This window comes from Atlantibacter subterraneus, from assembly GCF_007570865.1.
Lineage (GTDB): Bacteria > Pseudomonadota > Gammaproteobacteria > Enterobacterales > Enterobacteriaceae > Atlantibacter > Atlantibacter subterraneus.
Genome location: NZ_VLPS01000008.1, coordinates 114,888 through 141,424 on the forward strand (window position 1 = coordinate 114,888; position 26,537 = coordinate 141,424).

25 protein-coding genes and 1 pseudogene are annotated in these 26,537 nt (G+C 55.8%); 9 read left to right on the forward strand and 17 right to left on the reverse strand.

The features are described 5' to 3' along the window. Positions 1–54 precede the first annotated feature (54 nt). Both FND52_RS15385 and FND52_RS15390 read right to left on the reverse strand, forming a co-directional pair. Complete coding sequence (locus FND52_RS15385) at positions 55–1,158, reverse strand: branched-chain amino acid ABC transporter substrate-binding protein (protein WP_144131697.1); 1,104 nt, start codon at positions 1,156–1,158, stop codon at positions 55–57. 258 nt (positions 1,159–1,416) lie between these two features. Beyond that, the gene (locus FND52_RS15390) at positions 1,417–2,676 is read right to left on the reverse strand and encodes a 4-aminobutyrate--2-oxoglutarate transaminase (protein ID WP_144131699.1); all 1,260 of its coding nucleotides are present in this window, start codon (positions 2,674–2,676) and stop codon (positions 1,417–1,419) included. Between the two features lie 115 nt (positions 2,677–2,791). Between FND52_RS15390 and pdxR the strand changes: the two genes are divergently transcribed. After that, entirely contained in the window at positions 2,792–4,285 is a 1,494-nt protein-coding gene (gene pdxR, locus FND52_RS15395) for a MocR-like pyridoxine biosynthesis transcription factor PdxR (protein WP_144131701.1), read from the forward strand. Positions 4,286–4,338: 53 nt separating this feature from the next. On the opposite strand, the gene rpoH is transcribed toward pdxR, so the two are convergent. The 4 genes from rpoH to ftsY all read right to left on the reverse strand — a co-directional run bounded on the left by rpoH (position 4,339) and on the right by ftsY (position 8,648). Beyond that, complete coding sequence (rpoH, locus tag FND52_RS15400) at positions 4,339–5,196, reverse strand: RNA polymerase sigma factor RpoH (RefSeq protein ID WP_125292615.1); 858 nt, start codon at positions 5,194–5,196, stop codon at positions 4,339–4,341. A gap of 254 nt (positions 5,197–5,450) precedes the next feature. Next, the gene (ftsX, locus tag FND52_RS15405) at positions 5,451–6,506 is read right to left on the reverse strand and encodes a permease-like cell division protein FtsX (RefSeq protein WP_144131703.1); all 1,056 of its coding nucleotides are present in this window, start codon (positions 6,504–6,506) and stop codon (positions 5,451–5,453) included. Continuing rightward, on the reverse strand, positions 6,499–7,167 hold the full coding sequence (ftsE, locus tag FND52_RS15410; RefSeq protein WP_125292617.1) for a cell division ATP-binding protein FtsE: 669 nt from the start codon (positions 7,165–7,167) through the stop codon (positions 6,499–6,501). Before ftsE ends, ftsX begins: the two co-directional genes overlap by 8 nt. A 2-nt stretch (positions 7,168–7,169) precedes the next feature. After that, positions 7,170–8,648, reverse strand: coding sequence for a signal recognition particle-docking protein FtsY (ftsY, locus tag FND52_RS15415; RefSeq protein ID WP_144131705.1), 1,479 nt, complete (start codon positions 8,646–8,648; stop codon positions 7,170–7,172). 193 nt (positions 8,649–8,841) lie between these two features. Between ftsY and rsmD the strand changes: the two genes are divergently transcribed. Further along, positions 8,842–9,438 (forward strand): 16S rRNA (guanine(966)-N(2))-methyltransferase, encoded by a 597-nt coding sequence (gene rsmD / locus FND52_RS15420; RefSeq protein WP_144131707.1) that lies wholly within the window; start codon positions 8,842–8,844, stop codon positions 9,436–9,438. Further along, positions 9,428–9,694 (forward strand): DUF1145 family protein, encoded by a 267-nt coding sequence (locus tag FND52_RS15425; RefSeq protein ID WP_125292620.1) that lies wholly within the window; start codon positions 9,428–9,430, stop codon positions 9,692–9,694. Before rsmD ends, FND52_RS15425 begins: the two co-directional genes overlap by 11 nt. Positions 9,695–9,711: 17 nt before the next feature. On the opposite strand, the gene FND52_RS15430 is transcribed toward FND52_RS15425, so the two are convergent. After that, positions 9,712–10,071 carry a DUF2500 domain-containing protein gene (locus FND52_RS15430; RefSeq protein WP_144131709.1) on the reverse strand — a complete coding sequence of 120 codons (360 nt, stop codon included), beginning with the start codon at positions 10,069–10,071 and terminating at the stop codon, positions 9,712–9,714. A 141-nt stretch (positions 10,072–10,212) separates the two neighbouring features. On the opposite strand from FND52_RS15430, the gene FND52_RS15435 reads away from it, so the two are divergent. Continuing rightward, the gene (locus FND52_RS15435) at positions 10,213–10,839 is read left to right on the forward strand and encodes a lysoplasmalogenase (RefSeq protein ID WP_125292622.1); all 627 of its coding nucleotides are present in this window, start codon (positions 10,213–10,215) and stop codon (positions 10,837–10,839) included. 95 nt (positions 10,840–10,934) lie between these two features. Beyond that, positions 10,935–13,157, forward strand: coding sequence for a Zn(II)/Cd(II)/Pb(II) translocating P-type ATPase ZntA (zntA, locus tag FND52_RS15440; protein ID WP_144131711.1), 2,223 nt, complete (start codon positions 10,935–10,937; stop codon positions 13,155–13,157). Positions 13,158–14,130: 973 nt separating this feature from the next. On the opposite strand, the gene FND52_RS15445 is transcribed toward zntA, so the two are convergent. From FND52_RS15445 to tusA, 4 genes are all read right to left on the reverse strand, one after another. Beyond that, positions 14,131–15,417, reverse strand: a complete 1,287-nt coding sequence (locus tag FND52_RS15445) for a TRAP transporter large permease (protein ID WP_125292624.1) — start codon at positions 15,415–15,417, stop codon at positions 14,131–14,133. A 10-nt stretch (positions 15,418–15,427) separates the two neighbouring features. Further along, positions 15,428–15,937: a TRAP transporter small permease gene (locus FND52_RS15450; protein ID WP_125292625.1), complete on the reverse strand. Its 510-nt coding sequence runs from the start codon at positions 15,935–15,937 to the stop codon at positions 15,428–15,430. 42 nt (positions 15,938–15,979) lie between these two features. Further along, complete coding sequence (locus FND52_RS15455) at positions 15,980–16,957, reverse strand: TRAP transporter substrate-binding protein (RefSeq protein ID WP_125292626.1); 978 nt, start codon at positions 16,955–16,957, stop codon at positions 15,980–15,982. Positions 16,958–17,146: 189 nt separating this feature from the next. Continuing rightward, positions 17,147–17,392 carry a sulfurtransferase TusA gene (gene tusA, locus FND52_RS15460; protein WP_125292627.1) on the reverse strand — a complete coding sequence of 82 codons (246 nt, stop codon included), beginning with the start codon at positions 17,390–17,392 and terminating at the stop codon, positions 17,147–17,149. A gap of 171 nt (positions 17,393–17,563) precedes the next feature. Here tusA and FND52_RS15465 point away from each other — a divergent pair, with 171 nt between their 5' ends. Next, positions 17,564–18,229 carry a 7-cyano-7-deazaguanine/7-aminomethyl-7-deazaguanine transporter gene (locus FND52_RS15465; protein WP_125292628.1) on the forward strand — a complete coding sequence of 222 codons (666 nt, stop codon included), beginning with the start codon at positions 17,564–17,566 and terminating at the stop codon, positions 18,227–18,229. A 71-nt stretch (positions 18,230–18,300) separates the two neighbouring features. Next, positions 18,301–18,858, forward strand: coding sequence for a DcrB family lipoprotein (locus tag FND52_RS15470; protein WP_125292629.1), 558 nt, complete (start codon positions 18,301–18,303; stop codon positions 18,856–18,858). A 49-nt stretch (positions 18,859–18,907) separates the two neighbouring features. On the opposite strand, the gene FND52_RS15475 is transcribed toward FND52_RS15470, so the two are convergent. The 5 genes from FND52_RS15475 to FND52_RS15495 are packed head-to-tail and all read right to left on the reverse strand — an operon-like array spanning position 18,908 to position 23,085. Beyond that, the gene (locus FND52_RS15475; RefSeq protein ID WP_144131713.1) at positions 18,908–19,660 is read right to left on the reverse strand and encodes an alpha/beta fold hydrolase; all 753 of its coding nucleotides are present in this window, start codon (positions 19,658–19,660) and stop codon (positions 18,908–18,910) included. Between the two features lie 36 nt (positions 19,661–19,696). Then, a complete protein-coding gene (locus FND52_RS15480; RefSeq protein WP_125292631.1) occupies positions 19,697–19,999 on the reverse strand; it encodes a PTS sugar transporter subunit IIB in 303 nt (100 codons plus the stop codon). 10 nt (positions 20,000–20,009) lie between these two features. Then, the gene (locus FND52_RS15485; protein WP_244290578.1) at positions 20,010–21,320 is read right to left on the reverse strand and encodes a PTS sugar transporter subunit IIC; all 1,311 of its coding nucleotides are present in this window, start codon (positions 21,318–21,320) and stop codon (positions 20,010–20,012) included. 14 nt (positions 21,321–21,334) lie between these two features. Beyond that, entirely contained in the window at positions 21,335–22,753 is a 1,419-nt protein-coding gene (locus tag FND52_RS15490; RefSeq protein ID WP_425277910.1) for a glycoside hydrolase family 1 protein, read from the reverse strand. Then, positions 22,753–23,085 carry a PTS lactose/cellobiose transporter subunit IIA gene (locus tag FND52_RS15495; RefSeq protein ID WP_125292633.1) on the reverse strand — a complete coding sequence of 111 codons (333 nt, stop codon included), beginning with the start codon at positions 23,083–23,085 and terminating at the stop codon, positions 22,753–22,755. The genes FND52_RS15490 and FND52_RS15495 overlap by 1 nt, the downstream gene beginning before the upstream one ends. Before the next feature lie 199 nt (positions 23,086–23,284). On the opposite strand from FND52_RS15495, the pseudogene FND52_RS15500 reads away from it, so the two are divergent. Both FND52_RS15500 and FND52_RS15505 read left to right on the forward strand, forming a co-directional pair. Continuing rightward, positions 23,285–24,194, forward strand: a pseudogene (locus tag FND52_RS15500) (ROK family protein). A 19-nt stretch (positions 24,195–24,213) separates the two neighbouring features. Continuing rightward, a complete protein-coding gene (locus FND52_RS15505; RefSeq protein WP_144131715.1) occupies positions 24,214–25,188 on the forward strand; it encodes a LacI family DNA-binding transcriptional regulator in 975 nt (324 codons plus the stop codon). On the opposite strand, the gene FND52_RS15510 is transcribed toward FND52_RS15505, so the two are convergent. Continuing rightward, positions 25,165–26,373: an MFS transporter gene (locus tag FND52_RS15510; RefSeq protein ID WP_144132038.1), complete on the reverse strand. Its 1,209-nt coding sequence runs from the start codon at positions 26,371–26,373 to the stop codon at positions 25,165–25,167. The genes FND52_RS15505 and FND52_RS15510 overlap by 24 nt on opposite strands. Between the last annotated feature and the right edge of the window lie 164 nt (positions 26,374–26,537).

The window sequence follows — 26,537 nt, forward strand, 5'->3', positions numbered from 1 at the left end:
CCGGGGTTTTCGAACGCAGTCAACGCCGCTACGGCGTGAAAGGCGACAGGCAAATTATTTGGCGTCAGTCGCCGTGCCGTTCGCATGCCAGGTAAACACGCCAAACTCAAACCCTTTCAGATCGCCCTTCTCATCCCATGACAGCGGACCCATCACGGTTTCAACAGAGTTAGCTTTCAGGTATTTAGCGATTTCAGCCGGATCGTCAGACTGGTTCAAACCGGCCTGCAGAGATTGCAGCGCAGCGTAGGTGGTCCACACGAACGCGCCGCTCGGATCCTGTTTCTTGGCTTTGATCGCGTCCACAATCGGTTTGTTCGCCGGAACCTGATCGTAGTTCTTCGGCTTGGTTACTAACATGCCTTCGGCAGATTCACCGGCGATGTTAGACAGAGACACGTTCGCCACGCCTTCCGGGCCCATAAACTGGGTTTTCAGACCTGCCGCGCGCGCCTGGCGCAGGATCTGGCCCATTTCCGGGTGGTAGCCACCGTAGTAAACGAAGTCGATATTTTCTTTCTTCAGACGCGCTACCAGGGTAGAGAAATCTTTCTCACCAGCGGTGATACCGTCAAAGAACACCACGTTCGCGCCAGCTTTCTTCAGGTTATCCTGCACGGAACGCGCCAGGCCTTCGCCGTACTGCTGTTTGTCGTGGATAACTGCGATGCGCTGCGGCTTCACTTTCTCAGCAATGTATTTCGCCGCGGTCGGGCCCTGGTCGGAATCCAGACCGGTGGTGCGCAGCACCAGCTGATAACCCCGCGCAGTCAGTTCCGGAGCGGTCGCCGCTGGCGTGATCATCAGAATGCCTTCGTCTTCGTAGATATCAGACGCTGGCTGTGTAGAAGAAGAGCACAGGTGGCCGATAACATATTTGATGCCGTCGTTAACCACTTTGTTCGCTACCGCTACCGCTTGTTTCGGGTCGCAGGCGTCATCGTATTTGGTCACAACCAGTTTGTTGCCTTTGATGCCGCCCTTAGCGTTAATATCGGCAACCGCTTGCTCTGCGCCAGTAAACTCCTGGTCTCCATACTGCGCGACCGGGCCGGACATTGCGCCGACGACGGCGATCTTAATATCTTCCGCCATTGCCGCGCTGCTCATCGCCAGAGCGATACATCCCGCCAGTAACGCTTTACCCGTCATTTTCATCCTGAGGATCCCCATTGTTGTGGTTGTTGAAGTTGTTTTGTTGTTTTGATTTGGCACATTATATCGCTATCGCACTAAGGCGCAGCATTAGATAGTAGAAAGGAGGGACGCCACCGGTGCCTGAGCAGCATACTCTGCTAAAACATACCCCATTTTTCTGATTTTGGAACAACAATTTTGTGGGGTGAATAACAGAAAGTGAGCGCGGCGGTGTCTTATTGCAACATTAGTGCAACAACAATGCCCGCCGCGTCAGGGTTAGCGCGGTAAAACCTGTTTAAGAATATTTAGCGCCTGGGTGAATTGCGCTTGCGGGATTGTCAGCGGATACAGGAAGCGGATCACGTTGCCGTACACACCACAGGTGAGTAACAGCAGCCCCTGCTCCAGCGCCGCTTGCTGAACGTCGCGGGTGATGTCCGGTGACGGTTTGCCGGTTGCCGGGTCGTTAAACTCGATGGCAATCATCGAACCCAGCCCGCGCACCTGCGCTATTGCTTTGCTCTGCACCTGCTCCAGCACCTCTTTCAACTGCGCGCCAAGTTCATTCGCGCGCTGGCACAGTTTTTCATCGTCAATGACGTCCAGTACCGCATGGGCCGAAGCAATCGCCAGCGGGTTACCGGCGTAGGTTCCGCCCAGCCCGCCCGGCGCGGGGGCATCCATCACCTCGGCGCGCCCCGCGACGGCGGATAGCGGCATCCCGCCCGCCAGGCTTTTCGCCATGGTGATCAGATCGGCTTTCACCGGATAATGCTCCATGGCGAACAGCTTACCGGTACGCGCAAAGCCGGTCTGGACTTCATCGGCAATCAACAGGATGCCGTGCTGGTCACAAATCTGCCGCAGCGCGCTGAAAAATTCCGGCGGCGCAACGTTAAATCCGCCTTCACCCTGAATGGGCTCTAATACAATTGCCGCCACCTGGTCCGGGGCGATATCGGCTTTGAAGAGATATTCCAGGCTTTCCAGCGCCTGCTCAACGCTGACGCCGTGCAGGTCATTCGGGTAGCGGGCATGGAACACCGAACCGGGGAACGGACCAAAGCCGAGCTTATACGGGGCCACTTTGCCGGTGAGCGCCATGGTCATAAAGGTTCGGCCATGAAACGCGCCGCTAAAGGTAATAATGCCGGGGCGACGAGTGCTGGCCCGGGCGATTTTCACGGCGTTTTCTACCGCTTCCGCGCCGGTAGTAAAAAACGCGGTTTTCACCGGCCCTTCAATGGGGGCGCGCTCGTTGATGCGCTCCGCCAACGACACGTACCCTTCGTAAGGCACAATTTGATAGGCGGTATGGGTAAAGGCCTTAAGCTGCTTTTCAATCGCCTCAACCAGGCGCGGATGGCGGTGCCCGGTATTCAGCACGGCAATCCCGGCGGCGAAATCAATCACTTCCCGGCCTTCCACATCCCACAGGGTGGCGTTTTCCGCACGCTCAGCGTAAAACCCGCACATCACGCCGATACCGCGCGGCGTTGCATTCTGACGGCGTTGATTTAGTTCTGAATTTTTCACTTTCGTCTCTCCGCAGCTTTTTTACGTTGATGCAACATGTACACTACATTGTGGTTTATTTAGCGCGCTTTGGTTCTATAATCGAGTACCAATCCTGACTGATTGAGGGATCCAATTGCATTCTCTGGTGGGCGACTTAGTGCTGGTGCGCTTTGCGGCGCAGCGGGATGGGCTTTTGCATCGACGTTTATATAATGCGCTGCGCCAGGCGATTCTGGATAAAAGCCTGGCCCCGCAGACGCGCCTGCCCGCCTCGCGAGATCTCGCCGCGCAGTTGGGCATTTCGCGCAACAGCGTGATTACGGTGTACGAGCAGCTGCTGGCGGAAGGCTATGTCACTTCACGCCAGGGCAGCGGCACCTGGGTGGCGCAAACCCTGCCGGATAACGTGTTTCACCCGCAGGCGTGTGCCAATGCGCTATCGCAACCCGCCGCGGTACCCGCGTTTTCTCGCCGTGGGCAGCAGTTGCTGGATAACATCAGCGCCAGCCCAAGCCAGTGGGGCGCGTTTATTCCCGGCGTGCCGGACGTCAGCGCCTTTCCCCATCAGCGCTTCAGCAAAATTCAGGCGCGCATCAGCCGCCGCCCCGCTCCGCGACAGCTTACTTACAGCAATAATGGCGGCTCACCGGCGCTGCAACAGGCGCTGGTAGAGTATTTGCGGGTAGCCCGTTCGGTGAACTGCAACGCTGAACAGATCCTGATCGTCGAAGGCGTGCATCAGGCCATTGACCTGGTGACGCGAATGCTCACCAACCCCGGCGACCGCGCCTGGATTGAGGAACCTTCCTACTGGGGCATCCGCCATATTTTGCAGATGAATGACGTGACGCTCTGCCCGGTCGATGTCGATCAGGCCGGCATGAACCCTCCGGAAACCGTTGATGAAAACCCGCGCCTGATCTTCGTCACCCCTTCGCATCAGTACCCGTTGGGGCCGGTGATGAGCCTGGAACGGCGGCAGCGCCTGCTGAACGTTGCGGCGCGCCAGCCGTGCTGGATAGTGGAAGATGATTACGACAGCGAATTTCGCTTTTCTGGCCAGCCGATCCCGGCGCTCCAGGGGCTGGTGCCCGACGCGCCGGTGATTTATATCGGCACGTTCAGCAAGACGCTCTATCCCGGTCTGCGGCTCGGGTACCTGGTACTGCCGCCGGCCCTGGCCGAATCGTTCAGAAAAGCCCATGCCGAGTTGTACCGCAGCGGGCATTCGCTGATCCAAACCGCCTTAGCCGAGTTTATCGAAACCGGGCAGTACAGTGCCCATATTCGCCGGATGCGGCTGCTGTACAGCAAACGCCGGGCGCTGCTGTGCCAGTTAATTACCCATGCGTTCGGCCCGCAGGCGCTGAATGATTTTAACGACAACGCTGGGCTACATCTGGTTTTGCATCTGCCGGGCGAGGCGGATGACGTAGCGATTGCGGCCCATGCGAACGCACGGGGCATTCTGGTGCGGGCGCTGTCGCGCTATTACGTGGGGTCTAAAAAACGGCGGGGATTGCTGATGGGATTCGCCAGCATTACCGAAGAGCAGATGCCGGAAGCCTTTGAGCGGCTGGTGGAATCGGTGCGGCTGTTTTGCCCGCAAGCATTTATCCAACGCTAAAAACAAAAATACCCCATGATCTCTCACGGGGTATTTTTTATCGCCAGCGGCTATCAGGCTTCGATAGCGGCGCGCAGTTTTTTCATTGCATTCTTCTCAAGCTGGCGCACACGTTCGGCGGAGACGCCATAACGGTCGGCCAGTTCCTGCAAGGTGGTTTTGCTGTCTTCATCCAGCCAGCGGGCGCGGATGATGTGCTGGCTACGTTCGTCCAGCCCCTGCATCGCATCAGACAGTTTATCCGCCGCGTGCTCTTCCCAGTTGTCATCCTCAATGCCGTCGGCAAAGTTCGAGGATTTATCCTGTAGGTAGAGAACCGGGGCCATCGGCTGTCCGTCCGGCGCATCGTCGTCCGGCGACATATCAAACGTCATGTCCTGGGCCGCCATACGCGACTCCATTTCACGCACGTCTTTGCTGGTTACGCCCAGCTCGCGAGCCACCATTTCTACTTCATCCTGGTTAAACCAGCCCAGACGCTGCTTGGTTTTGCGCAGGTTAAAGAACAGCTTGCGCTGTGCTTTGGTGGTTGCCACTTTCACAATACGCCAGTTACGCAGCACGTATTCGTGAATTTCCGCTTTGATCCAGTGCACCGCGAAGGACACCAGACGCACGCCCACTTCCGGGTTGAAGCGACGCACGGCTTTCATCAGGCCGATATTGCCTTCCTGAATCAGATCCGCCTGCGGCAGGCCATAGCCCGCGTAGTTACGAGCGATATGAACAACAAATCGCAGGTGAGACAGGATCAGCTTTTTCGCTGCTTCCAGATCGCCCTGGTAATGCAGCTTTTCAGCAAGTGTCCGTTCTTCCTCGGCCGATAACATCGGCCAGGCGTTGGCGGCCCGGATATAGGATTCCAGGTTGCCTACCGGAGCGAGCGCTAAAGTTTGCATTTCTTTGGTCATTCAAATCCTCTCAATCATTATCAGACTGGCGGTACGTTGTCCCCATCAGGCAACAACCAGGCCAGTTCTTATGAGCAACGAGAATATCATCCACTCTTTTTTCAGACAGTGATTTTATCCACAAGTTCCATGTCGGTTTGTGAATAGTTTACACACAGAGTGTGACAACGCTATGAAAAAGCGAGGCAGGGTATTCAGTGATTCTCCCCTGCAGACGGGAACTCGTAGCAGGGGAGAAGTATACCAAACTTTTTTTAGTCGGGGGTAAAGTGACGTAAATGTTGCACAGTGGCAAGCCAGGCTGCCAGCCAGCCGATCATTGAGCACACCAGCAGCAGCAGCAGGCATTCATCAAAGGATAAGCCATTGAGATCAAAGGCTGTCCCGAATACCCGCGCCACATCAGTGACGGCGGATGACAGCCGCATCACCAAAATTTCTGAAAGAATCAGTGACAAAAATGCGCCGCTAAAACCGAGTAATGCGCCACCGTATAAAAACGGACGCAGGATAAATCCGTCGGTAGCACCAATCAGCTTTTGCACGTTAATCGTGTCGCGACGGGCAAAAATACTCAGCCGCACGCTGTTGCCAATCACCAGGAATACCGCAGCGACCATCAATACGCCGATCATCGCTGCTACGCGCCCCACCAGGCCGGTTAAGGCCGCAAGACGGGCAAACCAGCTGTCGTCCATACGCACTTCGTCCACGCCCTGCACGCGCGCAACCCGGTCGCGCAGCGTATTCAGCGCTTCAGTACCCTGGAAATCCAGCTTCGGCACGATCACCGCCACGGCAGGCAGCGGGTTTTCTTCCAGCATATCCAGCGCGCCGCCAAAGCCAGACCAGTTGCGGAACTCGCCTAACGCCTCTTCCCGCGACAGGTAATTGACTTTCTCAACCCCCTGCTCGGCCTGCAATTGCCCTACCACCTGCTGGGCCGCATCGTCGTCCAGCGCTTTATCAAGATAAACGGTGATCTGCGGGGAAGGATAATACTGGGTCGCCGCCTGGTTGACGTTCTTATAAACCATGTAGCAGACGCTGGGCAGCGTCAGGGAGATGGCGATGACCATTACGGTCAAAAACGTGGCGAGCGGTTTGCTTTTCAAATCCTGCAGCGCGCCGTTCCAGGCATAGCGGAACTGCTCGTTAACGCCGCCTTTGCGGGATTTCGCTTTCGCAGGCTGGCCTTTGGCGCGTTTCGGCGGCTGACGGTTGCTGTCGCCGCCCATTTTCTGGCGGGTAAAACCGCTGAGCTTGTTGCCAAAGCGCTTCATTTCATTCAGCGCATCACGTTTATTCACCGGGGCGGCCTCCATGCAAATGCCCTTCGCTCAGGGTCAACATCGGATAGTGGCGGCTGGAAATCAGCCCCATATCATGCGTAGCCATCAGTACCGTAACGCCCACGCGGTTAAACTCTTCGAACAGACGCAAAATGCCTTCCGACAGCGCTTCATCCAGGTTGCCGGTCGGTTCATCCGCCAGCAGAACCGCGGGCTTATTCACCACCGCCCGGGCGATGCCCACGCGCTGCTGTTCACCGCCGGATAGCTGGATCGGGAAGCTTTTGGCTTTATCCAGCAGGCCGACTTTATCCAGCGCGGCGCTGACGCGGCGGCGGATATCTTCGCTGCTGGCCCCGGCGATGATCAGCGGGATCGCCACATTATCAAATACCGTTCTGTCCATCAGCAGATGGTGATCCTGAAAGATCATGCCAATCTGGCGGCGTAAAAACGGCACTTCACGATTTTTTAAACGGCTGATCTCATGACCGGCAAAATAAATTTGCCCCGCGCTGGGGCGTTCAATGCCGCAGATAAGCTTCAGCAGCGTACTCTTACCGGCGCCGGAGTGGCCGGTAAGGAATGCCATCTCGCCAGGTTGCAGGTGAAATGTCACCCCCTGCAGAGCCTGTCTCCCACCAAGATAGGCTTTGCTGACCTGTTCAAAGCGAATCATTGTTAATCCTCTCGGGCAAAAAGTGCCTCTATAAAGTCACCCGCATTAAACGGGCGCAAATCAGAAATTTGTTCGCCAACGCCAATATAGCGAATCGGAATACCGAACTGGTCCGCAACAGAGAAAATCACCCCGCCTTTGGCCGTGCCGTCCAGCTTAGTCAGGGTAATACCCGTCAGCCCTACCGCCTCATGGAACAGTTTGGCCTGGCTGATGGCATTCTGCCCGGTGCTGGCGTCGATGGTCAGCATAATCTCATGCGGCGCGTCTTCGTCGAGTTTTTTCATTACCCGGACGATTTTCTTCAGCTCTTCCATCAGGTGCGATTTATTCTGCAAACGACCTGCGGTATCGGCAATCAGCACGTCGACATGGCGCGCCTTCGCCGCCTGAATCGCGTCAAAGATCACCGACGCGGAATCCGCGCCGGTATGCTGCGCCACCACCGGGATATTGTTGCGCTGGCCCCAGACCTGGAGCTGCTCAACCGCCGCCGCGCGGAAAGTATCCCCCGCCGCCAGCATCACCGATTTCCCCTGCTGCTCGAACTGACGCGCCAGTTTGCCGATAGTGGTGGTTTTACCCACGCCGTTGACGCCGACCATCAGAATAACAAACGGCGTTTTGCCTTCAACGTTCAGCGGCTCGTCGACTTTTGCCAGAATTTCGCCCATCTCTTCCTTCAGCAAACCGTACAGCGCCTCTGCGTCACGCAGCTGCTTGCGGCTGGCCCCTTCGGTAAGATTGGCGATGATTTTACGGGTGGTTTCCACGCCCACGTCGGCAATCAGCAGCTGTTCTTCCAGTTCCTCAAACAGATCATCATCGATTTTCTTGCCGCGGAACAGACTGATAAATCCGGAACCGAGATTTTCTTTAGTTTTAATCAGGCTGCGCTTCAGGCGTGCGAAGAACCCTTCTTTGGTCGGTTTTTCCTGAACGGGAACCACCACGTCAGACTGCTGGAACTCATCAACCGGTTCTTCTGCCTGCTGGCTCGCCGCCAGCGCCTGGGCTTCCAGCTCTTCGTCGCTGATTTCCGGCTCGGCTTCGGTTAGCGGCTCTTGTTCCACCTGCCACTCTTCCGGCTCAATCTCCTGCGCCTGCACCTCTTCCGGCAGCGGCAGGGTTTCATGTTCGATAACGGCAACGTCCTGCGGCTCAGGATCAGTCACCTCAACCACTTCATCAGCCACCGGCTGCGGTTCTTCCGCCTGCGCCGCCTGCTGCTCGGTGATTTCAACCAGATCTTCGGCAAAGACCTGCGATTCTTCCAGCGTATGCGGGGCAGGCGTTTCAACGTCTTCTGCAACAGGTGCGTCAGCCTCGGCAACGGGCTGCTCGACGGCTTCCGGCGGCAGCTCGGTAACCTGATTCTCGACCTCTTGTTCCGTTACCTGCTGCTGTTCAACTTCAGGTTCCTGCTCTTTTTGGCCGAAACCCAGCCAGGAAAAAAAGCCCCGTTTTTTATCTTTTGCCATTGGCGACTACACCCCTCGCTGTTGAATCCTGGCAGCATCTCCGCGCAATCACATCGCGGGCGCTAAATTTTTTACGAATGAATACGTTATTCTATCACTTTCCCGCCAGCGCATCACGCCGACGGATTCAGGTTTCACCTGGCGGCCTGCGCCGCTAGAATAGCAGGCCAAATTATTAAGCCCAGTGAACAGCATGAAGAAACCCACCTCCTCTGGCAGCGGCCAGATTCGTATTATCGGCGGCCAATGGCGAGGCCGAAAACTGCCGGTCACCGACAGCCCCGGCCTGCGCCCAACCACCGATCGGGTGCGTGAAACGCTGTTCAACTGGCTGGCTCCTTACATGGTGGATGCACGCTGTCTCGACTGCTTCGCCGGCAGCGGCGCGTTAGGGCTGGAGTCGCTGTCCCGCTATGCCGCTAGCGCCACGCTGCTGGAGATGGAGCGCCCCGTGGCGCAGCAACTCCAGAAAAACCTCGCGACGCTAAAGGCCGCCCACGGCAAGGTGGTCAACACCAATACCCTGAACTACCTTAATCAAACCGGTACGCCGCACGACATCGTGTTTATTGATCCGCCATTTCGCAAGGGGTTACTCGACGAAACATTAAGCCTGCTGGAGAAAAACGGCTGGCTGGCAGACGGCGCGTTAATCTACGTCGAAAGCGAAGTAGAGAACGGCATGCCGCCGGTTCCGGCAAGCTGGCAGCTGCATCGGGAAAAAGTGGCGGGCCAGGTGGCCTATCGCCTCTATTTACGTGAAACGCAAGGAGCGGAACATGCTGATTAACCTGGGACGTCTGTTAATGCTGTGCGTGTGGGGGTTTTTGATCCTGAATCTGATCCAGCCTTTCCCGCGTCCGCTGAACATTTTCGTCAACGTGGCACTGGTGTTTATGGTCCTGATGCACGGCTTACAGCTGGCGATGCTGAAAGCCACCCAGCCCAAAAACGCGCCGCCGATGGGTAAACCGGAACAGATCCGCATCTTTCTGTTTGGCGTATTCGAACTGCTGGCGTGGCAGAAAAAGCAAAAGTTGAAATAATGCTGGCGCAGGCGCGGCTACGGCTGCGCCTCAAAACGCACAAAGCGTGTGCCCTGATACACCAGCATCCCTTTCTCCCCCACCGTGAGCTGATGATATTCCGCCGCCTGTAGCCGGAAAGTCATTTCCATCCCGCCCTGTAACGGCTTAAAGCTGGCTTCATAACGCATCGTCTCGCCCGCAGGCGTAACTTCGCGCTGGCGCGAGCGGCGGTCATTGGCGGGCTTTTCTCGCTTGTTAGTGATGACGACCTGTTTTTGCAACTGCGGCGCAGCATCATTACTGGCGTTCTCCCGTCGCTGTTGCATAAAGCGAAAAGAGGCAGCAACGACGATTATCGCCATGATAATTATAAGGAAAAACGGAACCTTACTCATAACGGTACTCTTATCAATAACACGCTTTTTAGAATACTCTGGCCTGATAAGCATTGTCATCTGCCCCGGCGGGACACTAGACTGAAAGACAGAGCCGTGCACAATGGGTGCGCGTTACAATAACTGAATCAGGGACTTATCATGCTTTGGTCGTTTATTGCTGTCTGTTTTTCCGCCTGGCTGTATGTGGATGCCTCCTATCGCGGCCCGGTCTGGCAACGCTGGGTATTTAAACCCGTCACATTATTACTGTTACTGCTGCTGGCCTGGCAGGCGCCGATGTTTGAAGCGCTGGGCTACCTGGTGGTCGCCGGGCTGCTGGCGACGCTGGTGGGCGATACGCTGACTTTGCTGCCGCGTGAACGCCTGCTGTACGCTATCGGCGCGTTTTTCCTGTCCCATTTGCTGTACACCATTTACTTCGCCAGCCAGATGACCCTGTCGTTCTACTGGCCGTTGCCGCTGGCACTGGTGGTGATTGGCGTGGCGCTGATTGCTGTGATCTGGACGCGGCTTGAAGAGCTGCGCTGGCCGATTTGCACTTTTATCGGCATGACGCTGGTGATGGTGTGGCTCGCGGGCGAACTGTGGTTCTTCCGCCCAACCGACACCAGCCTGTCGGCATTTGTCGGCGCGGCGCTGCTGCTGTTAAGCAACATAGTCTGGCTGGGCAGCCATTACCGCAAGCGCTTCACGGCAGATAACGCCATCGCCTCGGCCTGCTATTTCGCCGGGCATTTCCTGATTGTGCGTTCGCTGTACCTGTAATTTTTGCAGAAAAGTTGATCAATGGCTTGACTCTGGAGTCCACTCCAGAGTGTACCCTTCCGGTAATGAGAAAATTATCGTTACCGGAGGATGCCATGACTACCCCAACGCCAGATGGCAAACCTGTTCCCCAGTTTGGTTCGGTTAAATTTAAGCCGCTTGATGCGCAGACGCCCTGCTGCGCCGACGGGCAATGCAGCCAGCCCGCGCCTCAGCCCGTAACACCCCCTTCTGATGCCACCCATCGCTTTAGCTGGCACGTGCAGGGCATGGACTGCGCCGCCTGCGCGCGCAAAGTAGAAAATGCGGCGCGCCAGATTCCCGGCGTCAGCCAGGCGCAGGTGGTGTTCGCTACCGAAAAGTTGCTGGTAGATGCCGCCGCCGACGTGCGCGAGCAGGTTGAGCAGGCAATCCGTCAGGCGGGCTATACCCTGTCCGACAGCGATTCCCCAGCGCCCACCGCTTCCCACCCCTTTGCCTTACGCGACAACCTGCCGCTTATCGGCCTGATCGTGCTGATGGCGCTGAGCTGGGGCGTCGCGCAGTTTAATCCACCGCTGGGCGAAATCGCGTTTATCGCCACTACCCTGGTTGGCCTGTGGCCCATCGCCCGTCAGGCGTTACGGCTGATGCGCAGCGGCAACCCGTTCGCTATCGAAACCCTGATGAGCGTGGCGGCCATCGGCGCGCTGTTTATCGGCGCGACCGCCGAGGCCGCGATGGTACTGCTGCTATTTTTGATCGGCGAACGGTTAGAAGGCTGGGCGGCAAACCGCGCCCGTCAGGGGGTCAGCGCGCTGATAGCGCTGAAGCCGGAAACCGCGACACGTCTCAACGGCGAGCAGCGCGAAACGGTGGCGCTAAGCGCGCTGCGTCCCGGCGATGTGATTGAAGTGGCGGCGGGCGGCAGGCTGCCTGCGGATGGCAAACTGCTCTCACCTTTTGCCAGCTTTGATGAAAGCGCCCTGACCGGGGAATCATTGCCAGTGGAACGCAGCCAGGGCGATAGCGTCGCCGCCGGGGCAACCAGCGTTGACCGGCTGGTCAGGCTGGAAGTGATCTCCGAGCCGGGCGATAGCGCTATTGACCGGATTTTACGGCTGATTGAAGAAGCCGAAGAGCGCCGCGCGCCTATTGAGCGCTTTATCGACCGCTTCAGTCGGATCTACACGCCCGCCATCATGCTGTTTGCGCTGCTGGTGGCCGTGCTTCCTCCGCTACTGACTGGTGCGCCATGGCTGCCGTGGATCTATAAGGGACTGACGCTGCTGCTGATTGGCTGCCCGTGCGCGCTGGTGATCTCCACGCCAGCGGCCATTACCTCCGGGCTGGCTGCCGCCGCACGGCGCGGCGCGCTGATTAAAGGCGGCGCGGCGCTGGAACAGCTCGGCCAGATCCGCCAGGTGGCGTTTGATAAAACCGGTACGTTGACGCAGGGCAAACCGCAGGTTACTACCGTTTCTCCGCTGCGAGGACTGGACGAAAACGCGCTGTTACGGCTGGCGGCAGCGGTTGAGCAAGGCTCCACGCACCCGCTGGCGCTGGCAATTATCGAACGCTGCACAAATCAGGGGATGATCCTGCCCGTAGCAACCAACCAGCGTACCCTGGCGGGTATTGGAATTGAGGCGACGGTTGACGGCGAAACGTATTTGCTCAGCGCGCCGGATAAGCTCCCCGCCGCCATTCTGGACGAGGCAACCCGGGCCACCATTCAGCAACAGGAAGCCCAGGGCCAGACGGTGGTAGCGCTGGTGCATAACAATCAATTACTGGGCACGCTGGCGCTGCGCGACACGCTGCGACCCGATGCCAGAGAGGCGGTTCAGCGATTGCAGGGGCTGGGCGTTCAGGGGGTGATCCTCACCGGCGATAACCCACGCGCCGCTGCTGCGATTGCTGGCGAACTGGGGCTGAAATTCCGCGCGGGTTTACTGCCTGCCGATAAAGTGGCGGAAGTGGACCGGATGAATCAACGCGCGCCGCTGGCGATGGTGGGCGACGGGATTAACGATGCTCCGGCGATGAAAGCGGCAACGATCGGCATCGCCATGGGCAGCGGCACCGACGTAGCGCTGGAAACCGCCGACGCCGCCCTCACCCATAACCGGCTAACGGAACTGGCGGGCATTATCGCCCTTGCCCGCGCGACCCATGCCAATATCCGGCAAAACATCGCTATCGCGCTGGGGTTAAAGGGGCTGTTCCTGGTCACGACGCTGCTCGGCATCACCGGTCTGTGGCTGGCGGTGCTGGCCGATACTGGCGCAACGGTACTGGTGACCGCCAATGCGTTAAGACTGTTGGGCAGGAAATAAACAGATAATAACCCATGGTTTCTAAAGGACTCTTTCCGTAGGATATTTTCAGCCAGTTTTACTGGTGAGGCGCAGCGTTGCGGGGGCTTGATCCCTGGCGGCGTAGTCGCTAGATAAAGAAAAACCCCCGCACGTTGTTAGTAATTAAACCAGGCAACTAAACGGGGGCCATTCCTTGTCTCGACAACAAGAGAATAGCCGCGAACGGTTGCCATTGCAACGCAGGCGGTTATATGACGTTCAAACAGGCCTTTTGGCTTGCGGTCTTAACGTCGATCATCGGGCCGATTGTGGTCGCGCTGATCCGTTATTTCTTCAGCTTCTAAGCTAACCTGGGCGTCACCGCTGCTGTAATGGCAACATGCGCCCGAACTGGCCGCAGGCGTAACAACCTGCGGCTTTTTTGTATGTAGATAAAAAGCCCGGCAAAATATCGCCATCGCGCTGGAGTTAAAGAAGATGTTTTTGGTCACGACGGTACTGATGACCGCCAGTGCATTAAGGCTGTTGGGCAGGAAATAAACAGATAATAACCCATGGTTTCTAAAGGACGCTTTCCGTAGGATATTTTCAGCCAGTTTTACTGGTGAGGCGCAACGTTGCGGGGGCTTCTTCCCCGGCGGCGTAGTCGCAGGATAAAGAAAACCCCCGCACGTTGTTTGGTAATTAAACCTGGCAACATAACGGGGGCGATCCTATCTCTAGACAAGTTAAGGATAGCCGCGAACAGTTGCCATTGCAACGCAGGCGGTTATATGACGTTCAAACAGGCCTTTTGGCTTGCGGTCTTAACGTCGATCATCGGGCCGATTGTGGTCGCGCTGATCCGTTATTTCTTCAGCTTCTAAGCTAACCTGGGCGTCACCGCTGCTGTGATGGCAACATGCGCCCGAACTGGCCGCAGGCGTAACAACCTGCGGCTTTTTTGTCTGAAGACAAAAAAGCCCGGCAACAGGGCCGGGCTCCAGTCAAATCACATCATTCCCAGTATTTTCGGTAGCCATAGCGATATTGCCGGGACGTAGGTTACCAGCCCCAGCACCACCAGCAGCATGCCGTAGAATGGCAGCATCGCGCGCACTACTTCTTCAATTTTACGCTTACTCACCGCACTCGCCACAAACAGCACCGAGCCCACCGGCGGGGTAACCAGACCGATGCCCAGGTTCACCATCATGATCATCCCGAAATGCACCGGGTCGATCCCCAGCATATTGGTCACCGGCAGCAGCACCGGCGTCAGGATCAGGATCAGCGGTGCCATGTCCATCAGCGTACCTACCAGCAGCAGCATGATGTTCAGGTACATCAGGATGACGTACTTATTATCCGACAGCGAGGTGAAGAATTCGGTAATGCGCATCGGCAGCTGCATATAGGTCATCACCGCGCCGAAGGCTGCTGCGAAACCGATAAGGATCATCACGATGGTCACCGTTTTCACGGTACGGAACATCAGTTTTGGCAGTTCGCTCCACTTGTAATCGCGGTAGATAAACATGGTCACGAAGAATGACCAGATACAGGCCACCGCCGCCGATTCCGTTGCCGTGAACACCCCGGTGAGAATACCGCCCATGATGATGACCACGGTCATCAGGCCCCACAGCGCGTCGAAGAAAATTTTCAGCGCCTGTTTAAACGGAATGCGCTCGCCTTTCGGGTAGCCGCGACGGTGGGCGAAGCCCATACACAGCACCATCAGGCTGACGCCCAGCAGCAGCCCCGGCAGAACCCCCGCGATAAACAGCGTGGCGATTGACACAGTACCGCCCGCCGCCAGCGAGTAAATCACCGAGTTATGGCTCGGCGGGATCAAAATGGCCTGCACCGAGCCGCTGGCGGTAACCGCCGCCGCGTACTCGCGCGGATAGCCCTTTTTCTCCATTTCCGGGATCATCACGCTGCCGATAGAAGCGGTATCTGCCACCGACGAGCCGGAAATCGCGCCAAAAAAGGTCGAGGCGACAATATTCACCAGCGACAGCCCGCCGCGAATAAAGCCCACGAAAATATAAGCGAAGTTCACCAGGCGGCGTGCGATACCGCCTTCCGCCATAATCGCCCCCGCCAGGATAAAGAACGGGATGGCCAGCAGGCTAAATTTGTTCACGCCGCTGGTAATTTGAATCATGATCGCTTCCAGCGGCAGTTCAATATACAGCGCGCCAACCACGGCGCTCAGACCCACCGCAAAGGCCACCGGCATGCCGACCGCCAACAATACGCCCAGAGTAAAAAGTAAAACGAACGCGTCCATGAAGCCCCCGTTAGCCGTGATTGCCGATAAGCACTACCGGACGATTCTCCTGGGAACCGAACAACAGCCGCTCAATAACGAAAAGAATAATGATCGCCGAGCCTATCGGCAGCGGCAGGTAGCTTTCCCCGGAGGTCAAAATCGGGAATTCCGCCACCGGCTGCTCCCAGAGCTCTATACACAGCAGGGCGCTGTACCAGAACATAATCCCGGAGATGGTCAGCATCAGCAGATCGACCAGCTTTGCGCACAGGCGCTGCATGGCCGGTGGGATACGGTCGATCAGCATGTTGACGGCGATATGGGAATTGGCGCGATAGCTTACCGCTGCGCCCACAAAGCTGAACGTCACCATGCAAATAATCGCGATGGGCTCCGGCCAGGATTCGCCACGGTTCAGGACATAGCGGGAAAAGATGCCAATCGGGATGACAATCGTCATCAGCAGCAGCGAAAACCCGGCCACAAACATGGCGAACAGGTACAGGCGATCCATCCATTTAACATAGAAAGGGGTCATAAATACTCCGGGAAGATGCGCCGGAGTAACCGGCGCCTGAGATCACTGTACGTCTGCTATCGCTTTCATCAGATCCTGATGCTTGTCGCCAAACTGGGCGCGCACCGGCTCTGTGGCCTTAACGAAAACGGCTTTATCGATGTCGTGGAACTGAACGCCGCCGGCTTTCATTTTTTCCAGCGCCTGGGCGTTATAGGCATCCCAGAGTTTGCGCTGTTCCATCTGCGCTTCGCGGGCCAGGGTCAGGATTTTTTGCTGTTGATCGGCGCTGAGTTTGTCCCATTTCACTTTGGAATAAAGCAGCATTTCCGGGGTGATAAAGTGGCCGCTCAGGGTGTAGTTTTTCGCGACCGGCATATAGTTGTGGGCAATAAAGGTCGGCGGGTTGTTTTCCGCTCCGTCAATCACGCCGGTTTGCATACCGCTGTACACTTCGCTCACGCCCATGGCAACGGAGTTCGCGCCCATGTCTTTCAGCGTAGCCAGCGCTACCGGGCTACCCTGAACGCGGATTTTCATCCCTTTCAGATCTTCCGGTTTCACCACCGGTTTTACGGTGATCAGGTTACGGGTACCGGAGTCCATCCAGCCCAGGAACACCAGTTTCGATTTCGGGTTGTTAGTCAGCTTCTCACCGATCTGTTTGCCGATATCGCCATCAATGACTTTGTGCATATGGTCTTCATCACGGAAGACATACGGCAGGGTAAATACTTCGATATCCGGCAGAATAGCGGCAACCGGGGCCATCGAGACGCGAATAATGTCGATAGCGCCCATTTGCGCCTGCTCGATCATCTGCTTCTCATCGCCCAGTACGCCGCCCGGAAAGACTTTGATTTCGAGATCGCCATTGGTTTGTTGTTTGAGCTTTTCACCCATATTTTGCACGGCCACCACGTTGGGATAACCCTGCGGATGAACGTCGGCGGCTTTGATGGTCTGCGCCAGTACGGTTGGTGCAAATAACACGGTGGAGAGGCACAGCCCGGCTAAAGCCGGTATAAAAGTCTTTTTCATCGGGTCAGCTCCAAAGGGTACGGTAGGTAAGAGAGTAAAACACTGTTTTGATTTTCAGTTTATAAACTAGCTGAAGCCGGAAAAAGACGCGGTGAAGCGCCTCACAAAAGCGGTAAATAATGAAACGAAGGTTTAAAGAGAATGTACCGGGAGTTCAGGGCAGAGTCTTATTCCTCTGCGCCCGAGTAATCAGTGTTTTTTGCGGAGTAAATAGCGATAAGGCAGTGCTTCCGTCTGCGAAGCGATCAGATCGTGCTCCATAAAACGGCAAAAACCTGGAATGTCGCGGGTGGTGGCAGGGTCGTCGGCAATGACTAACAGCGTTTCGCCGGTCTGCATACCGCGCACGGTTTTGCGCACCATCATCACCGGTTCCGGGCAGCGTAGTCCCTGGGCATCCAGGGTATGGTCGGGATGGTTAAAAAGGTCGGTCATGGTTATCTCGGGGAAATGTAAAAACGGCATTAGTTTACCCTGCGATTGAGTCGGTGCAAGCGAGGTTAACGATTGCGTTAAAATTAACCATTGCAAAGCTGTGCTGAAGCAGTATGATGCGGCGGTTTTGATTCTGGGTTCCCTCACCCCATCCGACAAAAAGGTCACAATATGACGACGTTTACATTACGCCAGCGCCGCAATGCGCTTATCTGGCTATCGCTGTTTCATTTGCTGGTCATCACGTCCAGTAACTATCTGGTGCAGTTGCCGATCACCATTTTCGGTTTTCACACCACCTGGGGTGCGTTCAGCTTTCCCTTTATCTTCCTGGCTACCGACCTGACCGTGCGGATTTTTGGCGCACCGTTAGCGCGACGCATTATCTTTGCGGTAATGATCCCGGCGCTGGTGATTTCCTATGGCATCTCCTCGCTGTTTTATATGGGAAGCTGGCAGGGTTTTGAAGCATTAACCCACTTCAACCTGTTCGTAGCGCGTATCGCCACCGCAAGCTTTATGGCTTATGCGCTGGGCCAAATTCTTGATGTGCATGTGTTTAACCGACTGCGTAAAAACCGCCGCTGGTGGCTGGCACCCACCGCATCAACCATTTTCGGTAACGTCAGCGACACCCTCGCATTCTTCTTTATCGCCTTCTGGCGCAGCCCGGACGCCTTTATGGCCGAACACTGGGTGGAAATCGCGCTGGTGGATTACTGCTTCAAAGTGCTTATCAGCATCGTGTTCTTCCTGCCGATGTACGGCGTACTGCTGAATATGCTGTTGAAAAAACTGGCAGATAAATCTGATTTCGCGCGCTTCCAGCCGGGTTGACGGTCGCCAGGAATTCTTGTGATAAGATGCGCTACAAGGTCACTTGACCGTTATCGTAAAGGAAGAATTCAATGCGCAATCTGGTTAAATATGTCGGGATTGGCCTGCTGGTGATGGGGCTGGCGGCCTGTGACAACAATGACAGCAGCAAGCCGGCGGAAGGTGCCGCAGCCGAAAGCAACGCAGCGGCGCAGCAGGTGACGCTGCTGGACGGCAAACTGAGTTTTTCGCTACCGGCGGATATGACGGATCAGAGCGGGAAGCTGGGTACCCAGGCCAACAATATGCACGTTTACTCTGACGCCACCGGCCAGAAAGCGGTGATTGTGATTGTCGGCGACGATACCACCGAAGGGCTTGACGTTCTGGCGAAGCGCCTGGAAGATCAGCAGCGCAGCCGCGACCCACAATTGCAGGTCGTGACCAATAAATCCATCGAGGTTAAAGGCCACACTCTGCAGCAGCTGGACAGCATTATTTCCGCCAAAGGCCAGACCGCGTACTCTTCCGTGGTGCTGGGCAAAGTGGATAACAAACTGCTGACCCTGCAAATCACCCTGCCGGCGGATAACCAGCAGCAGGCACAGGCAACCGCTGAAAACATTATTAATACCCTGGAAGTGAAGTAAGGCGATTCGCTTTCGTGAAAAAGCCTGCCGGTGAAACCGGCAGGCTTTTTTATTTGATGAAGTGATGGATAGCAGCAGCCAGCGCAGGAGGGTTTTGCCATGCTATTGAATGCGCCGCGTTGGGTATAACAGCCGTACAGATGCCCTGTGCAGCTAACGTCGTAAAGTCATTATCAGGCAACGAGTGTTCACCAAAGATAAGCAACTTCGGTTTTGCGATGGCCTGAAAGCGCTGATACCACGAAGGGTTAACGCCTTCGATAAGACTTTTCGCCGATCGCCAAATGCCCATAGGCGTATGGCTTAACAGGCATCCCGCCCACGGTGTGCTGACATCCTTTAAAAATCCTGGCCAGACGTTTTGCTCAAATTCCGGGAGCGAGTTAGACGCAATCGCCAGGCTAAACTCCCCGCCACCCGAATGGAAATTCGGTTCAGATACCATCAACCCGCAAATCAGTTCGGGAGCATTACTGACGACCTCAATCGCAATACTGCCACCCATGCTGTGCCCGTAGAGCCAGCAGGATGGCAATTGCAAATGTCGCAGTAGTTCAATAACAACTCGCGCCTGTGACGTCGTTGAATAATCATACTCGTCAGGCTTCTCGCTGTAGCCACTGCCGGGAAGATCGACAAGGATGGTTCGATGTTCAACAAGTGTCGGGTCAGATGCCACGCGCGGATAGTCATAAGAGGACGCGCATCCCAGCCCGTGAATAAACACTATCGGCGTGCCCTCGCCCGGAAAATCATGCCAGCGCACATGACACTGCGCTGTCTGCGAATAAAATGATTCCATTTATGCTCCCGGTTTGCTCTGACGGTATTCAGTCACCTACTTTTTCATTTCCATCGCCATTGCCAGCACGCCCGGCCCATTCATCCGGCCATAATCCAGCATCGGGATTGGTTTAACCGGGACGCTGCCGCCGGTAATGGTATCAACGCGGGCCTGTAAATAGCTTACCTGCGGCCCGAGCAGGATCACATCCGCCTTTTTCCACTCTTCGTTGAGTTTCGCATCCGGGATAGCCCAGATTGCAGCCTCGATACCCTGCTGTTTTGCCGCCTCAATCATCTTATTCATCAGCATGCTGGTAGACATACCGGCGTTACAGACAAGCATAATGTTAATCATAATTTTTCCCTCAGGATGATGTTGCCTGCGCCATCGCGACGCGTTCGGCAAACTTCAGAAATGGCAGATAGATAAACACGGTAATCGTAATAATCAGCACCTGAAGCACCGCTGCGCGCCAGTCGCCGCCGGTCGCCAGGAAGCCGGAGATAATCGGTGGCGTCGTCCAGGGGATTTGCACGGTAACGTGATTTATCAGCCCCCATGCGGTGGCGTAATAAGCGGTTGTCAGACTAAACACCGGCGCGAGGACAAACGGAACGATCAGCGCCGGATTAAAGACAATCGGCAGGCCAAAAATAATCGGTTCGCTGATGTTGAACAGACACGGCGCGGTAGCGAGTTTGGCGATATCCCGGTAATCCGATTTGCGGCTGAACAGATAAATTGCGATCAGCAAGGCGATGGTGTTGCCAGAGCCACCCATCACGCCAAAAGTATCTTTAAACGCCATGCAGATAATATTGGGGATATCCTGGTGCTGCGCGAAGGCCAGCGTGTTTTCCTGCATATTGTTAAGCAGGAACGGGTCGAGCAGCGCGCCGGAGATCACGCCCTGATGGATCCCCACAGAGAAAAACAGATTGGCAACGGTGGTGATCAGCAGAAAGCCCGGCAGGCTGGTGGTCACGGATTTCAGCGGCTGCTGGATTAACGTGGCGATCAGCGTGTTGACGTCCATCCCGCTGAGGCGTTGTACCGCGAAAGAGAGCAGCGCAAAGAACACCATCGTCAGCATGATTGGGATCAGGGTGTTAAACGAACGCATCACCGCAGGCGGGATTGCCCCACCGCTAATGTTAACCTGCAATTTTGGTGCATTCGCCAGGCGGATAAACAGCGAAGTCACCATCAGGCCGGTGAGGATACCGACAAACATCCCTGCCGAGCCGGTAGAGGCAAAAGAGATGCCGCCGGTCACCGTGACGCGTTGTTGGCTGACGACATCGGTTAACTGCACGCTCTCCGGCATAAAAATCACCACACAGGCGATAGAAAGCAGCACCGGCGCGATAGGGTCGCCATAGCCTTTATTCTGGCAAAGGTGATAGGCAATCGCCCCGGCGATTAACACCGAGATAAAATTCAGTGAGCCATTAACGATGGCGTTGCCCACCTGCTGCCAGTGAAGCAGCGAATCGTTGCTGATAAACCCGGAGAGAATGCCGTCCGGTTTGATAAGGGTGTTATTAATCAGCACCATCAGACCGGCCAGCACAAAGAACGGCATCAACGTGGCGAAAGCGTCCCGCAAAGAGCGTAAATGGACCTGGCCGCCAATACGCTGCGCCACCATGACCGCTTGATCAAGAATTTTCATCATTGCATCCTGCTTTAAAAATCAACGTACAATCCGTTGAAATAAAAACCGTTTTCGTCGCTTAGCGCTTTATAAAACTCGCCGCTTTTTTTCACCGTCCGCTGCTGGGTCACCAGGTCGAGGCTGACCAGGCCGTAGCGGTTTTTATAGGCGTTTATCCAGGACCAGCAGTCGATAAACGTCCACAGGTGATAGCCCTTGATGTTGCAGCCCTCCTGGATCGCCTGATGCAGATACGCCAGATGGTTTTGAATAAAACCGATGCGGTAAACGTCCTGCACCTGGCCCTCACGAATAAAACGCTCTTCGTTCGCTACGCCCATGCCGCTTTCGGAGATAAAAGCTTCGATATTGCCGTAGTTATCGCGAATATCGACGCACAGGTCGTAAATGCCTTTTTCGTAGATTTCCCATCCGCGATGCGGATTGAATTTCCGGCCCGGCATCACGTAGCTGTCGAAATACCAGTCCGGCATAAACGGGGCATCTGGATTTACCGCGCTGGCGCGGGCTTTCACGCGGCGCGGTTCGTAATAGTTCAGGCCGAGGATTTGTACCCGGTTGTCGCGGATATCCTGCAAATCCTGTTCAGTGTATTGCGGCATCAGATCGTGCCGACGAAGGGTATCCACCAGCTCGGGCGGGAACGTGCCTTTCACAGCGGGATCGAGAAAGCTGCGGTTGTAGAACAGATCGGCATATTTCGCGGCCTGAACATCAGCCGGGTGTTCGCTACGCGGATAGGTAGGGCTAAGGTTAAGGATAATGCCAATTTTGCCGGGCAACTGATGCGTTTTGAAGGCTTTAATCGCCAGAGCACTGGCCAGCAGGGTATGAAAACCCACCTGTACCCCGCGTTTAAAATCAATCACATTCGGGTAATGGAAATCTTCCATATAGCCGCCAAGCACCGGCCCTAACGGTTCGTTGAAAGTAAACCAGTGGAAAACCAAATCACCAAATTCCCGGAAGCAGGCGTCACAGAAATTGACATAGGCTGCCACCACTTCACGGTTTTCCCAGCCGCCTTTTAGCATCATCGCTTCCGGCATATCGAAATGGTAAAGGTTGGCAAACGGCTTAATGCCGTTGGCGTTCATCTCTTGCAGCATATCCCGGTAGAACGCCACCGCAGCCGGGCTGATCTCGCCGTCGCCCTGAGGGAACAGCCGCGCCCAGGAAATAGACAGGCGAAACGAATTATGGCCAGTTTGTTTCATCAGCTGGATGTCGTCGCGATAGCGGTGAAAGAAGTCGGTGGTGATGTCCGTATTCACGCCGTGATAAAAGCGGTGCGGGTCGCGATCCCACGACATATCCCACTGGGTACGGCCTTTACCGGTATTACCGCGCCCTTCCGCCTGTTCAGCTGACCAGGCGCTGCCCCACCAAAAACCCTGCGGAAACGCTAAAAAACGAGGCTGCATGTCCATTACGCCTCCCGCACGGCTAGCTGACGGTAAATATCAATAAACTCCGCTGCCAGCTCTTTAAGCAGCATGGCGTTCATCAGGTGATCCTGCGCATGCACCATAATCAAATGCACCGGGACTTTTCCGACGCCTTCATCCATGCCAATCAGCTGAGTTTGTACTTCATGAGCCAGGCGCAGCGCGTCATTCGCTTGCGCCATAAGCTGTGACGCCTCTTGCTGCTGGCCATTTTTTGCCTGTTGGATAGCCTGCATCGCGCAGCTACGGCACATCCCTGCATTGACGATGATCCCCATCACCGTTTGTTCATAATCAAAACTGTCGAGGCTCATATTTTTCCCTGGTTACGCTAAGTATCTTCAACAGATACTATTCCCGGTTATTTTGTTTAGTAAACATGATTGATTTCACTTAATTCAATTATGTGAGACCGATTAAATAAGCAATCAATTCAGATTTTGATAAGATTTAAGCGGCAAAAAATCCGATTAACATTGTTTTGTTTAGTAAACAATTTACGGGAAAAACGGCATGTTAAATCTTGGGCTGGATATCGGCGGAACCAAAACGGAAGCGGTAATACTCAATCGTGAGGGGGAAGCGCTTAGCACGCAGCGTATCGCTACGGTAAAAACGGACTACCCTGCGTTTTTGCACTCTCTGGTGGATTTTATTCGCCATGTCACCGAGGGATTTAACCAGCCGGTCAGCATCGGGCTCTGTTTACCGGGCACGGAAGACGCTGACACGCGGGTAATCAAAAACTCCAATATTGTGGTACTGAATCAACAACCGTTAATTCGCGATCTGGAACATGCCTTACAGCGTCCGGTTGCCTGGGATAACGACGCGAATTGCTTTACGCTTTCCGAAGCCACAGATGGCGCGGCGGCACAGGCCGATATCGTCTTTGGCGCGATCCTCGGTACCGGCTGCGGCGGCGGCCTGTCGATGTATAAAACGCTGTGGCCGGGCCGTAACCGCAACGCAGGTGAATGGGGGCACAATCCTCTGCCCCATTACGCGCCTGAACAGGATGGCCCGGCGGTTAAGTGCTACTGCGGGCAATGGAACTGCACCGAGTCTTTTATCTCTGGCACCGGCCTGGCGCGGCAGTACCATCAGCGCCACGCCCTTACTCTGGATGCAAAAGAATTTTTTCAACGTCTGGAATGCGGCGAAGCCGATGCGGCTGCGCTGTTCAGCCTGTATAAAAATCAGCTGGCGCGCGCTGGCGGCGGTCATCAACATCTACGATCCGGATGTCATTGTGGTCGGCGGCGGCCTGTCGCGGATCCCGGCGATTTTTGACGGGCTGGATCGGGATGTCGCAAAATACGTTTTCAACACCGCCTGCTCAACACCGATTGTGGCAGCGAAACATGGCGATAGCAGCGGCGTACGCGGGGCCGCCTGGTTAGGCGCACGCGCGATGGGTTAACCAAAGGACAGATGAAGTTATGTCGAAGGCAGTCAGAGTCAGGGATATTGCGCAACGAGCAGGCGTATCCGTTGGCGCGGTATCGCGTGCATTGAATTTTCGGCCCGGGCTGGGTGAAGAAACCCGCCAGCGCATCATCGCAGCCGCACAGGAAATGGGGTATGACTTTTCCCGGCTGCATGAAGAAAAAATCAAAAAAATTCTCTTTGTGCTGCACCGTCAACACAACACCAGCCGGGCAATGAATTTTTATTCCCCGGTTCTGCTGGCGGTAGAAAACGCCTGCCGGGAACACAACATTGCGTTAAGTTTTCTGGCGCTGGGGCCGACGGACAATGTAGCCCAGCAGATTGCCAAACATGCTCCGGATGCCCTGCTGTGCGTCGGTTTTATCGAGCCGGAAATCATTGGCGTGCTGCGTAAAATGCCGTTGCCGATGGTACTGGTAGACCATGCTATTCCCGGACTCACCTGCGTCAATCCCGATAATTATCAGGGAAGCAGAATGGTGACCCGCTATCTGATTGAGCAAGGGCACCGGCGGATCGCCTTTCTTGCCAGCAGCATGGCGCATTACAGTATCTATCAGCGGGAGCGGGGTTATCGACAGGCGCTGTTCGACGCCGGGATCCTGTTATCGCCGCAATATGAGGCCACGGCTCCGGCATTAAGCGATTTAACCACCTCGCTGGAGTATGCACTGGATGAGCTGATGGCGCTTCCTGAACCGCCGGATGCGCTATTCTGTTACAACGATGCAGCAGCCATGGTGGCGATCAATTATTGCCAGAATCGGGGGATAAACGTCCCCGGCGATCTGGCTATCGCCGGATTTGATGACATTGACTTAGCGGCGCATATTACGCCAGCGTTAACCACGCTGGCGGTGGATAAAGAGGCCCTGGCCAGGACGGCAGTTGAAAAGCTGCTTGCCCAGTCAACCGCCAGCGAAACCCTGTTACCGGTGATCTTAAAGGTTCGCGCCAGCGCCTGAGTGGCGGGATGACGCCCGCAGCTTCAGCGTCAACCCTGCCGCCAGCGCCACCAGCCCCGCCGTCGCCAGATAAATACTCGATACCCCCGCCCAGGCCATCAGCAAGCCCGCCAGCGGGCCGGTGATGCCGAGAGACATATCCATAAACACCGTATACGTCGCCAGTGCGCTGCCCTGGTTTTGCGCCGGAACGGCTTTCACCGCCACCACGCCCAGCGCCGGGAACACCAGCGAAAAGCCTGCGCCGGTCAGGAAGGTGCCCATTTTCGCCATCCACGGGCTGAACGCCATGCCCACCAGCAGCAGGCCGACGATCTCCACAGCAAAACAGACCAGCGCCACGTTTAAACCGCCAAACCGGTTGATGCCGTTGGGGAACAGCAAACGGGTGCCGACAAAAGCGGCGCTGAACAGGGTCAAGGCGAAGGCCGCGTCATCCCAGCCCTTTGCGTCGTAAAACAGCGTGATAAAGGTGGCGATCACCCCGAAACCCGCCGACCCCAGCGCCAGCGCCATGCCGTACAGCCAGACTTTGCCCAGCACCGCCCGGAACGGCAGCGGCTTGCCCTTGCTGGCGGTAACCGGCTTGCGCGGCAGCGCACACAGGATGGCAACCAGCGCGATGGCCATAATCACACCGGCCAACAGCTGCATCCCGCCAAGATGGAAAATCCACACCCCAAGCGGCGCGCCAATCGCCATCGCGCCGTAAGTGACGATTCCGTTCCAGGAAATTACCCGGCCAATATGCAGCGAACCCACGACGCCCACGCCCCACAGCGTCGATCCGGTCCCGGCGAAACTTTGCCCAATCCCCAAAATAAGCCGCCCGGCGCACAACAGGACAAGGCTGAGCAGCGCAGTGTCGGTATTCAGCCCCGCCACAAAATAGCCCAGACCGCTAAGAAAACAGCCGCAAAGCCCAAAAATAACAATTTTCTTCGGCCCAAACAGGTCGGCGTAGCGTCCGGCATAAGGACGGCTCAACAAGGTAGCGAAATACTGGAGGCTGATCACCAGCCCGGCCCAGAAGGCGCTAAATCCCATGACATCATGAACATAGCCGGGAAGAACGGCCAGCGGCAGGCCGATAGTGAGGTAGCTGGCAAAATTAAAGATAGCGACAGAAACGATGCGCAGATTTAAACGCAATCCACTTATTGCCGGTTCAGCGGCTTCGGGCATGACAATCACCAGAATTGTAAAACGAGGGTTCAGTATAACCTTGATAGCGCCGCGCTTCACTCCCACCACTTTCGGAGCGATCTGCTCCATCACCTTATGCGCCACGCACTACACTTTATCCGTCGCCCCATTAATTGCAGATCCCCTGCGCCAGGCGAATTAAG

What these genes read in the sequence shown, in the direction of transcription:
- FND52_RS15490 (WP_425277910.1), bottom strand. Translation starts at nt 22,753, where the DNA reads ATGGACATGCAGCCTCGTTTTTTAGCGTTTCCGCAGGGTTTTTGGTGG.
- FND52_RS15470 (WP_125292629.1), top strand. Translation starts at nt 18,301, where the DNA reads ATGCGCAATCTGGTTAAATATGTCGGGATTGGCCTGCTGGTGATGGGG.
- FND52_RS15385 (WP_144131697.1), bottom strand. Translation starts at nt 1,158, where the DNA reads ATGAAAATGACGGGTAAAGCGTTACTGGCGGGATGTATCGCTCTGGCG.
- FND52_RS15495 (WP_125292633.1), bottom strand. Translation starts at nt 23,085, where the DNA reads ATGAGCCTCGACAGTTTTGATTATGAACAAACGGTGATGGGGATCATC.
- FND52_RS15435 (WP_125292622.1), top strand. Translation starts at nt 10,213, where the DNA reads ATGCTTTGGTCGTTTATTGCTGTCTGTTTTTCCGCCTGGCTGTATGTG.
- rsmD (WP_144131707.1), top strand. Translation starts at nt 8,842, where the DNA reads ATGAAGAAACCCACCTCCTCTGGCAGCGGCCAGATTCGTATTATCGGC.
- FND52_RS15475 (WP_144131713.1), bottom strand. Translation starts at nt 19,660, where the DNA reads ATGGAATCATTTTATTCGCAGACAGCGCAGTGTCATGTGCGCTGGCAT.
- FND52_RS15510 (WP_144132038.1), bottom strand. Translation starts at nt 26,373, where the DNA reads ATGCCCGAAGCCGCTGAACCGGCAATAAGTGGATTGCGTTTAAATCTG.
- tusA (WP_125292627.1), bottom strand. Translation starts at nt 17,392, where the DNA reads ATGACCGACCTTTTTAACCATCCCGACCATACCCTGGATGCCCAGGGA.
- FND52_RS15455 (WP_125292626.1), bottom strand. Translation starts at nt 16,957, where the DNA reads ATGAAAAAGACTTTTATACCGGCTTTAGCCGGGCTGTGCCTCTCCACC.
- FND52_RS15450 (WP_125292625.1), bottom strand. Translation starts at nt 15,937, where the DNA reads ATGACCCCTTTCTATGTTAAATGGATGGATCGCCTGTACCTGTTCGCC.
- FND52_RS15480 (WP_125292631.1), bottom strand. Translation starts at nt 19,999, where the DNA reads ATGATTAACATTATGCTTGTCTGTAACGCCGGTATGTCTACCAGCATG.
- rpoH (WP_125292615.1), bottom strand. Translation starts at nt 5,196, where the DNA reads ATGACCAAAGAAATGCAAACTTTAGCGCTCGCTCCGGTAGGCAACCTG.
- ftsE (WP_125292617.1), bottom strand. Translation starts at nt 7,167, where the DNA reads ATGATTCGCTTTGAACAGGTCAGCAAAGCCTATCTTGGTGGGAGACAG.
- ftsY (WP_144131705.1), bottom strand. Translation starts at nt 8,648, where the DNA reads ATGGCAAAAGATAAAAAACGGGGCTTTTTTTCCTGGCTGGGTTTCGGC.
- FND52_RS15445 (WP_125292624.1), bottom strand. Translation starts at nt 15,417, where the DNA reads ATGGACGCGTTCGTTTTACTTTTTACTCTGGGCGTATTGTTGGCGGTC.
- FND52_RS15430 (WP_144131709.1), bottom strand. Translation starts at nt 10,071, where the DNA reads ATGAGTAAGGTTCCGTTTTTCCTTATAATTATCATGGCGATAATCGTC.
- FND52_RS15465 (WP_125292628.1), top strand. Translation starts at nt 17,564, where the DNA reads ATGACGACGTTTACATTACGCCAGCGCCGCAATGCGCTTATCTGGCTA.
- FND52_RS15505 (WP_144131715.1), top strand. Translation starts at nt 24,214, where the DNA reads ATGTCGAAGGCAGTCAGAGTCAGGGATATTGCGCAACGAGCAGGCGTA.
- FND52_RS15425 (WP_125292620.1), top strand. Translation starts at nt 9,428, where the DNA reads ATGCTGATTAACCTGGGACGTCTGTTAATGCTGTGCGTGTGGGGGTTT.
- FND52_RS15485 (WP_244290578.1), bottom strand. Translation starts at nt 21,320, where the DNA reads ATGAAAATTCTTGATCAAGCGGTCATGGTGGCGCAGCGTATTGGCGGC.
- zntA (WP_144131711.1), top strand. Translation starts at nt 10,935, where the DNA reads ATGACTACCCCAACGCCAGATGGCAAACCTGTTCCCCAGTTTGGTTCG.